The sequence below is a fragment of the Bradyrhizobium sp. USDA 4341 genome, from assembly GCF_054063755.1.
In genome coordinates this window covers 5,621,920-5,634,710 of record NZ_JBSSGO010000002.1, presented here as the reverse complement: position 1 = coordinate 5,634,710, position 12,791 = coordinate 5,621,920, and the positions used below count along the sequence as shown (strand labels likewise).

The following is a 12,791-nucleotide window of genomic DNA, read 5'->3' as shown; positions in this document are numbered from 1 at the left end:
CTCGGAGAGGACATATGCGCAAGACCACGCTCGCTTCACTTCTTGCTACCGCACTCACGCTCGGCCTGATGACGGCCACGCCGTCGATGGCCCAGTCGCCGCAGCCGGCCGCGCCCGCCGCCAAATCCGAGAGCCACATGGCGCCAGCGCCGAAAGCGGCGGCCCCTGATCTGAAGACGACGGGGATGGCGAAGGACGACCTGCTCGACATCAACAGCGCCAGCGCCGACCAGCTCGACGCGCTGCCTGGTGTCGGCAAGGCCTATTCGGCCGCGATCATCAAGGGCCGCCCCTACAAGGGCAAGGATGAACTGGTGCACAAGAACATCCTGCCGCAGGCGACCTACGACAAGATCAAGGACAAGATCGTCGCCAAGCAGAAGAGCTGAGCTCTGAAGAGTTGATCTCCGAAGCGTCGGACGCAGCGCGGCACAATCACCCGCGCTGCGTTCGGATTTACTTTCGCAGGTCGCCGGCGTCCGCCTCGCTGGTTTCCAGCGAGACCGGCTCCAGATGATAGCGCTTGGTCAGCGGCATCTGGGCGATGGCGAAGACCATGGTCAGCGGCGTCACGCCGAACACCTTGAAGTTCACCCAGAAATCCGTGGTCTGCGTCCGCCAGACGATCTCGTTGAGGATGGCCATGCCGGCGAAGAACAGCGCCCAGCGCATGGTGAGGATGCGCCAGCCCTGCGGCGTCAGATTGAACATCTGGTCGAACATCACGGCGATGAAGGAGCGGCCGAACAGCAGCCCGCCGCCGAGCACGGCCGCGAACAGGCCGTAGATGATGGTCGGCTTGACCTTGATAAAGGTCTCGTCGTGCAACACCAAGGTCAGGGTGCCGAACACCAGCACGACGGCGCCGGTCACCAGCGCCATGATCGGCACGTGCTTTGTCACCACATAGGAGGCGATCATGGCAGCGACGATCGCGACCATGAACGCGCCGGTCGCGAAGAACAAATGGTATTTTGCGTTCGCGATGAAGAACACGAGCAGCGGCCCGAGCTCGGTCGCGAGCTTGAACAGCGGATGTGGCTGGGTCTTGTCCATCAATTCAGTCCATTGAACTCGTGTCTTGGCCATCCTTCGAGACGGCGCTCCGCGCCTCCTCGGGATGACGACCTTTCGTATCCCACCGTCATCCCTGCACAACGGCTTTGCCGTTGTTGCTGGAGGAGCGCGCACTAGCGCGCGTCTCGAAGGATGAATTATTCGATCCCGGCAATCGCCTTGGCAAAATCCTTCGCCGTGAAGGGCGCGAGGTCCTCGACGCCTTCGCCGACGCCGATGAAATGCACCGGCAGCTTGTGCTTCTCCGACAGCGCGACAAGGATGCCGCCACGCGCGGTGCCGTCAAGCTTGGTCATCACGAGGCCGGTGACGCCTGCCGTACGATGAAATGCCTCGACCTGCGACAGCGCATTTTGTCCCACCGTGGCGTCGAGCACGAGCAGCACCGCATGCGGCGCCGACGCATCGACCTTCTTGATGACGCGCACGACCTTTTCGAGCTCGTTCATCAGCTCGGACTTGTTCTGCAGCCGGCCGGCGGTGTCGATCAGCAACACGTCGCGCGCCTGCTCCTTTGCCGCGGTCAGCGCGTTGAAGGCGAGGCTTGCCGAATCCGAGCCCTGGGCTCCGGCGATGACCGGCGACTTGGTGCGCTCGCCCCAGACCTTGAGCTGCTCGATCGCCGCGGCACGGAAGGTGTCGCCGGCGGCCAGCATGACCTTGCGGCCCTCGGCGGAGAATTTCGCGGCCAGCTTGCCGATCGTCGTGGTCTTGCCGGAGCCATTGACGCCGACGACCAGGATCACGAACGGCTTCAGCGTCGCATCGATCTCGAGCGGCTTGGCCACCGGCGCCAGCACCTTCTCGACCTCGGTCGCAACGACGTCCTTGACCTCGTCGGCCGAGATCGCCTTGTCGTACCGGCCCTTGCCGACCGCCTCCGCGATCCGCACCGAGACCTCGGTACCGAGGTCGGCGCGGAGCAGCACATCCTCGATATCATCGAGCATGGCTCGGTCGAGCTTGCGCTTGGTGACGAGATCGGCGACGGCCGTGCCGAGCGCGCCCGAGGTGCGCTTGAGGCCGCCTTTTAGCCGCTGCCACCAGCTCTGTTTTGGAGTTCCTGCAGTGGTATCGTTCATGGCGCGGACGTGTTAGCCGTTTCGGCCCATAAACGAAAGTCTCGACGAATTGATCGATGTTCCCCAATTGACCGCGGAAGAAATCTTAGGCCGGGTGCTCCACCGCGACGGGCTGATGCTGGTCATCGACAAGCCGGCGGGCCTGCCGGTGCATCGCGGCCCCAAGGGCGGCCCCAATCTGGAGGCCTCGTTCGACGCGTTGCGGTTCGGCCTGCCCCGGCCGCCGGTGCTGGCGCATCGGCTGGACAAGGACACCTCCGGCTGCCTCGTCCTGGGACGCCACCGCAAGGCGACCGCCTCGCTCGGGCTGCTGTTCAAGCACAGCAAGATCGCGAAGACCTATTGGACCGTGGTCGAGGGCGGCCCCACCGAGGACGCAGGCACCATCGACATGCCGCTCGGCCGGCTCAACGCCGAGCGCGGCTGGTGGCAGAAGCCGGACCCGGATGGCCAGAAGGCCGTCACCAACTGGAAGGTGCTGGGACGCGGCGACGGCCTTGCCTGGCTCGCGATGGAGCCGGTCACCGGCCGCACCCATCAACTCCGGGTGCATTCGTCGGCGATGGGCTGGCCGATCGTCGGCGACAATATCTATGGCAACGGTCCGCGCTTCGGCGAGCCGACCCTGCATCTGCATTCCCGCGAAATCGGCATCCCGATTTCCCGCAACAAGGACCCGGTGCATGTCGTCGCGCCGGCGCCGGCGCACATGCAGGAGCGGCTCAAGGCCTGCGGCTGGAACGGCGAATAGAGCGTTTTCCAGCGAAAGCCTGTCCCGGACTTGATCCGGGATGGATACCGGTTCGCGTAACGAAAACGCGTCAAAATGTAGAGCTTCCTCCGGGATTCTACTGATCATTATCCTTACGAAACATTCAGGTCCGCCCGATAAAGCTGCAAGCTGGCTTAGAACAAGCAATCGGGACGGGCTCAGGACGAGCAATGCTGACTGCCGGGCAGGCAATTGTCGACGAGGTCGAGGCTGCGATACGCGCCGGCTCCGCCGAAAAATGCATAGCGACGGCGAAGCGCGTCACTGACCTGTTTCTCCACTCCGCCGGCAGCTTCAACAGCGAGCAGATCGAACTGTTCGACAATGTGCTCGAACGGCTGGTCAAGACCATCGAATTGCGCGCGCTCGCCGAGATCAGCGCCCGGATGGCGCTTGCCGAGATCAGCGAGCAGCTCGCCCCGGTCGCGCAGGCGCCGCCCGCGATCGTTCGCCGCCTCGCTGGGAACGACGAGATCCGGATCGCGCGGCCGATGCTGCAGGAATCCTCACGCCTCAGTGCCGAGGATCTGGTCGAGATCGCGCAGACCAAGAGCGAACAGCACCTGCTCGCCGTCGCCGGCCGCTGGTGGCTGAAGGACGTCGTCACCGATGCGCTTCTGGCTCGTCGCTTTGCGAGCGTGAGCCACCGCCTCGTCACCAATCCCGGCGCCAAGGTATCGCCGGGCGGATTTGCCGTCATCCTGGCGCAGGCCGAGCACGATCCGACCCTCGCAGTCGAGACCGGCATCCGCGCGGACCTGCCGGCGGAGCTCCGTCTTCAGCTGCTGCGCCGGGCAACCGAAGAGGTTCGCGGCCGTTTGCTGGAACGCGCCCCGCCGTATCTATACGAGGAAATCCGCCACGCGATCGCCGCGGTCGCCGCCGGCGTCGAGCGCGACATGTCGCAGGTCCGCGATTTCACCGCAGCCAAGCGCCACGTCGCGAAGCTGAAGGGCAGCGGCGAACTCGACGAGGCCGCCCTGCTCGGCTTCGCCAGGCAGCGAAAATATGAAGAGACCGTTGTTGCGCTGGCGGATCTTGCGCAGTCGAACATCGAGGTGATCCGCTCCCTGATGCAAAGCCTGCGCAGTGAGGGCCTTTTGGTGCCGTGCCGGGCGGCAGGCCTGAGCTGGGAGACCACCGCCGCGGTGATGGAATGCCGCTATGCGACCGGCTCCATGGGCCCCGTTGAGCTCGCCCATGCGAAGAGCCAGTTCACGAAAATGACACGCGGAGATGCCGATCGCCTGCTGCGGTTCTGGCAGGTTCGCGCATCACAGCCGCCAAAGCCCGGCGGGCGGGCGCACTGAGTGCGGCATGCGTGATGGCGCGACGGATTTCGATTTCAACCTGTCAAGCAGCAGGTTCGGTGTCATCACCCGCGCATGCGGGTGATGAAGTATTTTAGAGATGTCGGTGCTTGAGCCGAGAGGCCGCGGCTGCTTCTCCCGGCGTCGTCCCTGCGAAAGCAGGGACCCATACTCCGCGGCGGGTATTGTGAACGGGACTCGTCGTTCCGGCATCGCCCAACAACAACCATTCGTGGTTATGGGTCCCTGCTTTCGCAGGGACGACATCGAGGTTGTTGGCGCGGCGATGAGTCAAACTTTCTATCCGCGCCTCGGAATCCATTCTTCCACGAGTTATGCGGCTCAATGGACTCCGGGTTTGGTGCTGCGCACCGCCCCGGAATGACAAGAGAATGGTGAGGCGCGTCGTCCCGAAGTAACGCGCAGGGCGTCGTCTCAACGGACGTCGCCGACCGATGCAGTGAGGCGCGCGCCGTCATGTCCGCTGATGGACATCGCACGCACCATGCCCGGCACGTCACCATCGATCGCGACAGGCAGGAAATGCTCGGTGCGGCCCTGCCTGTTGCTCTCGATCAGCACCTCGCGTGTCGCGCCGACTTCCGCAGCAAGCCGCCGCAGCAGTGCGGCTTCGCCGGCCGCGCGCAGCCGCTTGGCGCGCTCCCGGATCGCGCCGCCCTCGACCTGCGGCATCCGCGCCGCCGGCGTGTCCGGACGCTTCGAATAGGGAAACACGTGCAGGAAAGTGAGATCGCATTCCTCGACCAGATCGAGCGAGCGCGCAAACATCTCCTCAGTTTCGGTCGGGAAGCCCGCGATGATGTCGGCGCCGAGCGCGATGTTCGGCCGCAGGCGGCGTACCTGCGCACAGAAATCGATCGCGTCCCGGCGTGAATGCCGGCGCTTCATCCGCTTCAGGATCATGTCGTCGCCTGACTGCAACGACAGATGCAGATGCGGCATCAGCCGCGGATCGTCGGCAATGACATCGAGCAGGTCGCGGTCGGCCTCGATCGAATCGATCGAGGAGATGCGCAGCCGCTTCAGCTCGGGCACATGGCGCAGGATCTGCCGGGTCAACTGGCCGAGCTTCGGCGCGCCCGGCAGGTCGGCGCCATAGCTCGTGAGATCGACGCCGGTCAGCACGATCTCGGCATGGCCGTGTTCGACCAGCGTACGGATCTGATCGACCACCGCGCCCATCGGCACCGAGCGCGAATTGCCGCGGCCGTAGGGGATGATGCAGAAGGTGCAGCGATGATCGCAGCCGTTCTGCACCTGCACGAACACCCGTGGCAGGCCGCGCTCGAAGCCGTCGAGCAGATGCGGCGCCATTTCGGTCACCGCCATGATGTCGGCGACCGCGACTTTCTCGCTCGCATCGATGCCAAACGGCGCATCGAAAGCGGCACGCGTCGACTGCCAGGCGTCGCAGCGCATCTTCTCGTCATTGCCGACGACGCGATCGACCTCGGCCATCTCTGCAAACATGTCGGCTTGCGTCTGCGCCGCGCAGCCGGTGACGACGATGCGCGCCGCGGGGCGTTCGCGTTTCAACTTGCGGATCGACTGCCGGGCCTGCGCCACCGCCTCATTGGTGACGGCGCAGCTGTTGATGACGATGGTGTCGGTAAGCCCGGCCTGCTCCGCCTCGCGCCTGATCACCTCGGATTCGAATGCGTTGAGGCGGCAGCCAAAGGTGACGACGTCGACGCTCATAACCGATCCCAAGACCGCCTTCATGCCCGGTTAAGCGACGCTGGCGAACAGCGCCGGATCGAAGCGGCCCTCATACTCGAAATCGGCGGTGCCGGTCATCAGCACGTGGTCGTCGCGCTCGCGCCACTCGATGCCGAGCTTGCCGCCGGGCAGCGTGATCTCGACGACGCGGTTGGCGCGCTTCAGCCGCGCCGCCGCGACCGCGGTCGCGCAGGCCGCCGAGCCGCAGGCCCTGGTGAGGCCGGCGCCGCGCTCCCAGGTGCGGATCGTGATGTGGTCGCGATCGACGATATGGGCGAGTGTGATATTGGCGCGCTCCGGGAAGATCGGATGGTTTTCCAGGAGCGGCCCGAAACGTTCGAGGTCGTAGGCATTGACGTCATCGACCCAGAAGATCGCATGCGGATTGCCCATCGAAACCACCGACGGCGAATGCAGCACCGGATTGTCGATCGGCCCGACCTGCAGCTCGATGTAGCGGGTGTCGCGAAATTCCTCAGCCAGCGGAATGTCCTGCCAACCGAACTTCGGCGCGCCCATGTCGACGGTGTAGAGATCGGGCGCCGGCCCCTGCCAGCAATTGAGCAGGCCGGCGCGGGTCTGGAACGTCGCGGATGTCTGGCCGGTCTTCTCGAAGATCCGCCGCACCACGCAGCGCATGCCGTTGCCGCAGGCCCCGGCCTCCGAGCCGTCATTGTTGTAGATCGAGATGAACGCTTCGGTGCCATCGAGCCGTGGCGGCTGCAGCACCATCAACTGGTCATAGGGCACGCCGCCGGCCGGCGATGCCACGGCGCGCGCCTCCGCCGCCGACACCTGCGCTTTGGAATTGCGCAGGTCGACAACGACGATCTCGTTGCCGATGCCGTTCATCTTGGCGAATACGTGATTGGCGAGCGCGCTCATCGATTTTCCTAAATTCTGCCCGGTTATATGGCGAGTGGTGGCCAGATGGCTAGTGCGGCGAATTTGAAGCTCCTACGGTGGCTCCGCGGGTTCTGTAGGAGCTTCAAATTCGAAACCGCACTAGGAACAATCGTTTGCTGGTGCTCCTCTAATTCCGAAGTTCGCACAGTTCCTGCCGCACTTGCTTGCGAACTTCGGAATTGGAGCACTGGTCTGAATGGCCCTATGACACATCTGTCATGGGACGAATGCAGAACTCGCGTGTTAGGAATATCGCACCTCAGGGACCGCGCGCGCCGGGACAGATCGAGCGGCCGTTTGAGGAAGGGGATGGAGAAATACCGAATGAACCATATCAACACGCTCTGCGCGGCCCTGGTCGCGCTGCTCCCTTTGGCCGCGATCACCCTGGCAAGCCCGGCGCCTGCCCAGTCGCCGTCAGCCTCGCCCGCTCCGGCGGCAAGCCCGAGCCCAACGCCCGCGCCTGCGCCATCGGCAACGCCGGTGCCCCCGCCGGCCGAGACCAAGTCGCCGGCCGACAGCCCGGCCGCGTCGCAGAGCCCGGCGCCGCCGCCGGCCGCCCCGGTGCAGACCGCCGACCCGTTCGGCGAGCCGTTCACGCTGGAACCGAAGAAGGTCGTGATGCTCAAGGGCACGGCCAACTGGGATTCGGCCTTCGACGCGCTGATCGAGGCGTTCAAGCAGCTCACCGCGCTGCTCGACAAGGACGGCGTCAAGGCCGCGGGCAATCCGATGATCGTCTACACCTCGACCGACGACACCGGCTTCACCTTCATCGCCGAAATCCCGGTCGACCAGGACGTCAAGAACCTCGGCAAGAACATGAGCATGGGCAACTCGCCCGACGGCAAGGCGCTGAAATTCGTCCATCGCGGCTCCTACGACAACATGGACAACACCTATGAGGCGATCACCAATCACCTCGACGACAAGAAGCTCGAAGCCAAGGACACCTTTATCGAGGAATACATCACCGATCCGCTGAAGACCGCCGAAGACAAGCTTGTGATCAACGTCTACGTACCCCTGAAGTGAGCCAGATGACCTATCGCCTCCCCGTTGGCCTCCCCATCGCTGCCACCCTGATCGCGACCACGCTGCTGGCTGCGCCCGCACTCGCCGACGGCGACTTTCCGCCGGCGATCTCGGTCACCGGCGAGGCGACCGTATCGGCGGCGCCCGACGAGGCGCAGCTCGATGCCGGCGTCACCACCGACGGCAAGACCGCACGCGAGGCCACCGACGCCAACAATGTGACGATGGGCAAGGTGCTGGCCGCGCTGAAGGGCGCCGGCCTCGCGGAAAAGGATTATCAGACCTCGCGGCTGTCGCTGTCGCCGCAATTTGCCAACCGTCCGCCGTCGTCGCCGAACGCCCCACCCAGCATCGTCGGGTACCACGCAAGCAATCGCGTCACGATCAAGCTGCACGATGTGAGCAAGGTCGCTGGTGTCATCGATGTGCTGGTGGGCGCCGGTGCCAATGATATCGGCGGGCTCAATTTCTCGGTGTCGCAGGCCTCGAAGCTGCTCGATGACGCGCGCGAGCGAGCGATTGCCGACGCCCGCCGCAAGGCGGAGATTTACGCCAAGGCCGCCGGCGTCACGCTCGGCGCGCCCTTGAACATCGCGGAAGTCGGCTCGGCGCCGGTCCCGATGTTCCGCGCCAAGATGGCCACGGCAGGCTTCGCCGCACCGACGCCGGTGACCCAGGGCGAGGAAACGCTGACCGTCAATGTGAGCGTCTCCTGGGCGATCAAGGAGAAGTAGCGGTTATTGTCGTCCCTGCGAAAGCAGGGACCCATAACCACAGGATCGAGTCGTTCTAGCGAGCTGTGGCTCCGGCGGCGTCCAACAATCAGCGTTTGTGGTTATGGGTCCCGGGTCGCGCTTCGCTTGCCAGGGACGACGATCAAATCTCGACAACCTGACCCGGCTTTAGCGTCACGAATTTCTCGCGCGGCACCTTGGCCGCGTCGAGCGCTTCACCGAGTGCGATCGCCGGCGCATCGATCGCTTCGTCGGTCAGCTGGAACGTACCGTGGTGATGCGCTAGCGCCTGGGTGGCGCCGCAATCGGCCAGCGCCTGCACCGCATCCTCCGGGTTCATGTGCTGGTCTTGCATGAACCAGCGCGGCTCGTAGGCGCCGATCGGCAGGATCGCGAGCCGCAACGGACCATGCGCCTCGGCCACGCGGCGGAAATGCCGGCCGTCGCCATAGCCGGAATCGCACACGATGTAGAGCTTGCCGGCCGGCGTCTCCAGCACGAAGCTCGCCCACAGCGCCTTGTTGCGATCGAACAGGCCGCGCGCCGACCAGTGCCGCGTCGGCACCAGCGTCACGGCAAGGCCGCCGCTGAGCTCGACGCGCTGATGCCAGTCGAACGCCTCGGCTTTGATCGCGGCATCGGAGGCACGCATCGTGACGTCGTTGCCGAGCGGCGTGATGACGCGCGGCGCAGATGCCGCCGTCAGCTTCGACAGCGTCGCGACATCGAGATGATCGTAATGGCCGTGCGACACCAGCACGACGTCGATGTCAGGCAGCTTCTCGAAAGCGACGCCGGGATCGTTGTGCCGCTTCGGCCCTGCGAAGCTGAACGGCGAGGCGCGCATCGACCAGACCGGATCGACCAGGATGTTGAGGCCGCCGGCCTGGATCAGCCAACTGGCGTGGCCGACAAAGCAGAGCCGCACCTTGTCGCCATCGACGCGGGGCGGCGGCGTATCGGCATAGGGGCTCGGCGCCCATTCCGGCCAGACTGCGCGCTGCCGCCTGCCCCCGAATTGCCAGCGCAGCAACTCGCCGAGCGATTTCGGCGGCGCGCCGTCCGGATCGAAGAAGTGCAGGCCGTCGAAGTGATCGGAGACGGGGCCGTCATAGGTTTTCATCAGGGACATCCAGATCGAGGGCACGCCGATCGCGGCAGCGGCTCCGGTCAAGGTTGCAAGAAGGCGGCGGCGGGTGATGATGGGCACGCGGGTTCCCAACAGGAGGCAAGCTCCGCTTATATGGGCGTGACAACGAATTCGGAACCAACACAGCAAATCGACGTAATTTCAATGGTTTAGGGTCTAAGCCGAGCGAATTGCGGCGAAACTTTCCTTGACTTTGCTCCTCCGGCAGCGTTTAACGCCGCGACTTTCTCGGAAAGATCCGTCTTTTCGACCCGCCGACTGGTCCTTGAGGCCAGAGGCCAACGCCCGACAGCGCGATGCGCCCTCGGGCGCGAAAGTGTTTGGACCATCGTCTCGGATACCGCCGTCTTGGCACGGTGCCCAGGCGGACTATCTGGTCATCACCCGCCACCGGGTCGGCGCGAGAGCGCCGCCCGATGGCGGGGTATGACGAGGAGCGAGTGAAGCGCGCTCACGGGCGCAACGAAGGACAACGGCATTGTTCGACAATCTGTCGGAACGGCTTGGTGGCATTCTCGATCGTCTGACGGGGCGCGGTGCGCTGACCGAAAAGGACGTCGATGCCGCGATGCGCGAGGTGCGCCGCGCGCTGCTCGAAGCCGACGTCGCGCTCGAGGTCGTCCGCAGCTTCATCGACCGGGTCCGCGAGCAGGCGATCGGCGCCACCGTCGTCAAGTCGGTGACGCCGGGCCAGATGGTGGTGAAGATCGTCCATGACGAGCTGGTCGCCACGCTCGGCTCCGACGGCCAGACTATCGATATCAACTCCGTGCCGCCGGTGCCGATCATGATGGTCGGTCTGCAAGGCTCCGGTAAGACCACCACCACCGCAAAGCTCGCGCGCCGCATGGTTCAGCGCGACAAGCGCAAGGTGCTGATGGCCTCGCTCGACGTCTACCGCCCGGCGGCGATGGAGCAGCTCGCGGTGCTCGGCCGCGACCTCGACATTCCGACGCTGCCGATCGTCGCCGGCCAGATGCCGCCGCAGATCGCAAGGCGCGCGATCGAAGCAGGCAAGCTCGGCGGCTATGACGTCGTGCTGCTCGATACCGCCGGCCGCACCACGCTCGACGAAGACATGATGAAGGAGGCGGCCGAGATCAAAGCCGCCGCCAACCCGCACGAAGTGCTGCTGGTCGCCGACTCCCTCACCGGCCAGGACGCGGTCAACCTCGCACGCTCATTCGATGAACGCGTCGGCCTCACCGGCATCGTGCTGACGCGCGTCGACGGCGACGGCCGCGGCGGCGCGGCGCTGTCGATGCGCGCGGTGACCGGCAAGCCGATCAAGCTGCTCGGTACCGGTGAAAAGACCGACGCGCTGGAAGACTTCCATCCGAACCGCATCGCCGGCCGCATCCTCGGCATGGGCGACGTCGTCTCGCTGGTCGAGAAGGCCGCGGCCAACATCGACGCCGAGAAGGCCGCGCGCACCGCGGAGCGGATGCGCAAGGGTCAGTTCGACCTCAACGACATGCGCGAACAGCTGCAGCAGATGGCGAATATGGGCGGCATCGGCGGCCTGATGGGCATGATGCCCGGCATTGCCAAGATGAAGAACCAGATCGCGGCGGCCGGCATCGACGACAAGATCATCAAGCGCCAGGTCGCGGTGATCGATTCGATGACGCGGCAGGAGCGCAAGAATCCGGACATCCTGAAGGCGAGCCGCAAGAAGCGCATCGCGGCAGGCGCCGGCCAGAGCGTCGAGCAGGTCAACAAGCTGCTGAAGATGCACCGGAACATGGCCGACATGATGAAGGCCATGGGAAGCGGCAAGCGCGGCCCGCTCGCCGGCATCGCGCAGGCGATGGGCTTTGGCGGCGGCATGAAGCCGCCGTCGGCCGAGGAGATGAAGGCGCTCGCCGAGAAGATGCAGGGCGGCGCCGGCGGCGGTCTGCCGAGCCTGCCGAAGGATTTGCCCGTTGGGCTCCGCGGCGGCCTGCCCAATGTGCCGGGCCTGACCGGTCTCAGCGGCAAGCCGACGCTGCCGGGCCTCGGCGGCTTCCCGGGCAAGAAGAAATGAGGAATTCGTCGCGACGGCTCACATGCAGCCGGCGCGACGCGGAATGCCAATCAATCGAACACATCGACCTTTGAAGGAGAACTAAATGTCCGTTGTTATCCGCCTCGCTCGCGCAGGCACCAAGAAGCGTCCGGTCTATCACGTCGTCGTCGCCGACTCGCGCTTCCCGCGCGATGGCCGCTTCATCGAGCGTCTCGGCCACTTCAATCCGCTGCTGCCGAAGGACAACGAGGCCCGCCTGAAGCTCGACATGGACAAGGTGAAGGCCTGGCTCGCCAAGGGCGCGCAGCCGTCGGATCGCGTGACCCGCTTCCTCGACGCCGCCGGCGTCGTCAAGCGCGCCGCGCGCAACAACCCGGAAAAGGCCGTGCCGCGCAAGGAACGCAAGGCGCAGGCCGAAGCCGCCGCCAAGGCATAAGCTGAACGGCGACCACGGTGACTGCACCGGTCTGTGTCGCCCGTATCGGCGCTGCGCATGGTGTGCGCGGCGCCGTCCGGCTATGGACCTTCACCGAAGATCCGCTGGCCGTGAAGGACTACGGCCCGCTGATGACCAAGGACGGCACGCGCCAGTTCGAGGTCACGCATGCGCGCGAGGCCAAGGACCATCTGGTGGTGACGCTGAAGGGCGTCGCCAGCCGCGATGACGCCGAACGGCTCAACGGGCTCGAGCTCTACGTTCCGCGGGACCGGCTGCCGGAAACCGACGACGGCGAATATTACCACACCGACCTGATCGGGCTCGCCGCCGTGACGACGACAGAGCAGCCGCTCGGCAAGGTGATCGCGATCCATAATTTCGGCGCCGGCGACATCATCGAGATCGCCCCGCCGCAGGGCGCGACGATGCTGCTGCCCTTCACCAATGCCGTGGTGCCGACAGTCGATCTCGCCAGCGGCCGCGTGGTGATCGAGCTGCCGCAGGAAGTCGACGGCGACGATCCGTCGGCAGCTTGATC

The 12,791-nt window shown here is 65.2% G+C and carries 13 protein-coding genes; 8 read left to right on the top strand and 5 right to left on the bottom strand.

All coding sequences use genetic code 11. The features are described 5' to 3' along the window. The first annotated feature begins 14 nt into the window (after nucleotides 1-14). Nucleotides 15-389: a ComEA family DNA-binding protein gene (locus ACVIGB_RS32885; RefSeq protein ID WP_207833997.1), complete on the top strand. Its 375-nt coding sequence runs from the start codon at nucleotides 15-17 to the stop codon at nucleotides 387-389. 67 nt (nucleotides 390-456) lie between these two features. On the opposite strand, the gene ACVIGB_RS32880 is transcribed toward ACVIGB_RS32885, so the two are convergent. Continuing rightward, nucleotides 457-1,056, bottom strand: coding sequence for a septation protein A (locus tag ACVIGB_RS32880; RefSeq protein WP_092121525.1), 600 nt, complete (start codon nucleotides 1,054-1,056; stop codon nucleotides 457-459). A 158-nt stretch (nucleotides 1,057-1,214) separates the two neighbouring features. Beyond that, nucleotides 1,215-2,159: a signal recognition particle-docking protein FtsY gene (gene ftsY, locus ACVIGB_RS32875; RefSeq protein ID WP_092121522.1), complete on the bottom strand. Its 945-nt coding sequence runs from the start codon at nucleotides 2,157-2,159 to the stop codon at nucleotides 1,215-1,217. A 49-nt stretch (nucleotides 2,160-2,208) separates the two neighbouring features. Here ftsY and ACVIGB_RS32870 point away from each other — a divergent pair, with 49 nt between their 5' ends. Then, the gene (locus tag ACVIGB_RS32870) at nucleotides 2,209-2,910 is read left to right on the top strand and encodes an RluA family pseudouridine synthase (RefSeq protein ID WP_456719534.1); all 702 of its coding nucleotides are present in this window, start codon (nucleotides 2,209-2,211) and stop codon (nucleotides 2,908-2,910) included. Nucleotides 2,911-3,101: 191 nt separating this feature from the next. After that, nucleotides 3,102-4,241: a DUF2336 domain-containing protein gene (locus ACVIGB_RS32865; protein ID WP_456719535.1), complete on the top strand. Its 1,140-nt coding sequence runs from the start codon at nucleotides 3,102-3,104 to the stop codon at nucleotides 4,239-4,241. 435 nt (nucleotides 4,242-4,676) lie between these two features. Here the strand turns inward: ACVIGB_RS32865 and mtaB are convergent, their stop codons facing one another. Next, nucleotides 4,677-5,960, bottom strand: coding sequence for a tRNA (N(6)-L-threonylcarbamoyladenosine(37)-C(2))-methylthiotransferase MtaB (gene mtaB / locus ACVIGB_RS32860; protein WP_456719536.1), 1,284 nt, complete (start codon nucleotides 5,958-5,960; stop codon nucleotides 4,677-4,679). A gap of 30 nt (nucleotides 5,961-5,990) precedes the next feature. Next, on the bottom strand, nucleotides 5,991-6,866 hold the full coding sequence (gene dapF / locus ACVIGB_RS32855) for a diaminopimelate epimerase (protein ID WP_456719537.1): 876 nt from the start codon (nucleotides 6,864-6,866) through the stop codon (nucleotides 5,991-5,993). 345 nt (nucleotides 6,867-7,211) lie between these two features. Here dapF and ACVIGB_RS32850 point away from each other — a divergent pair, with 345 nt between their 5' ends. Both ACVIGB_RS32850 and ACVIGB_RS32845 read left to right on the top strand, forming a co-directional pair. Beyond that, nucleotides 7,212-7,922 (top strand): GyrI-like domain-containing protein, encoded by a 711-nt coding sequence (locus ACVIGB_RS32850; RefSeq protein WP_456719538.1) that lies wholly within the window; start codon nucleotides 7,212-7,214, stop codon nucleotides 7,920-7,922. Nucleotides 7,923-7,927: 5 nt separating this feature from the next. Further along, a complete protein-coding gene (locus ACVIGB_RS32845; RefSeq protein ID WP_456719539.1) occupies nucleotides 7,928-8,656 on the top strand; it encodes an SIMPL domain-containing protein in 729 nt (242 codons plus the stop codon). A 142-nt stretch (nucleotides 8,657-8,798) separates the two neighbouring features. Here ACVIGB_RS32845 and ACVIGB_RS32840 read toward each other — a convergent pair whose 3' ends face one another. Continuing rightward, entirely contained in the window at nucleotides 8,799-9,779 is a 981-nt protein-coding gene (locus tag ACVIGB_RS32840) for an MBL fold metallo-hydrolase (RefSeq protein ID WP_456725027.1), read from the bottom strand. A 505-nt stretch (nucleotides 9,780-10,284) separates the two neighbouring features. Between ACVIGB_RS32840 and ffh the strand changes: the two genes are divergently transcribed. From ffh to rimM, 3 genes are all read left to right on the top strand, one after another. Continuing rightward, nucleotides 10,285-11,832, top strand: coding sequence for a signal recognition particle protein (gene ffh / locus ACVIGB_RS32835; protein WP_092121513.1), 1,548 nt, complete (start codon nucleotides 10,285-10,287; stop codon nucleotides 11,830-11,832). A gap of 85 nt (nucleotides 11,833-11,917) precedes the next feature. Then, nucleotides 11,918-12,250, top strand: coding sequence for a 30S ribosomal protein S16 (gene rpsP, locus ACVIGB_RS32830; RefSeq protein ID WP_050402543.1), 333 nt, complete (start codon nucleotides 11,918-11,920; stop codon nucleotides 12,248-12,250). A 17-nt stretch (nucleotides 12,251-12,267) separates the two neighbouring features. Continuing rightward, nucleotides 12,268-12,789: a ribosome maturation factor RimM gene (gene rimM, locus ACVIGB_RS32825; RefSeq protein WP_456719540.1), complete on the top strand. Its 522-nt coding sequence runs from the start codon at nucleotides 12,268-12,270 to the stop codon at nucleotides 12,787-12,789. Nucleotides 12,790-12,791: the final 2 nt, after the last annotated feature.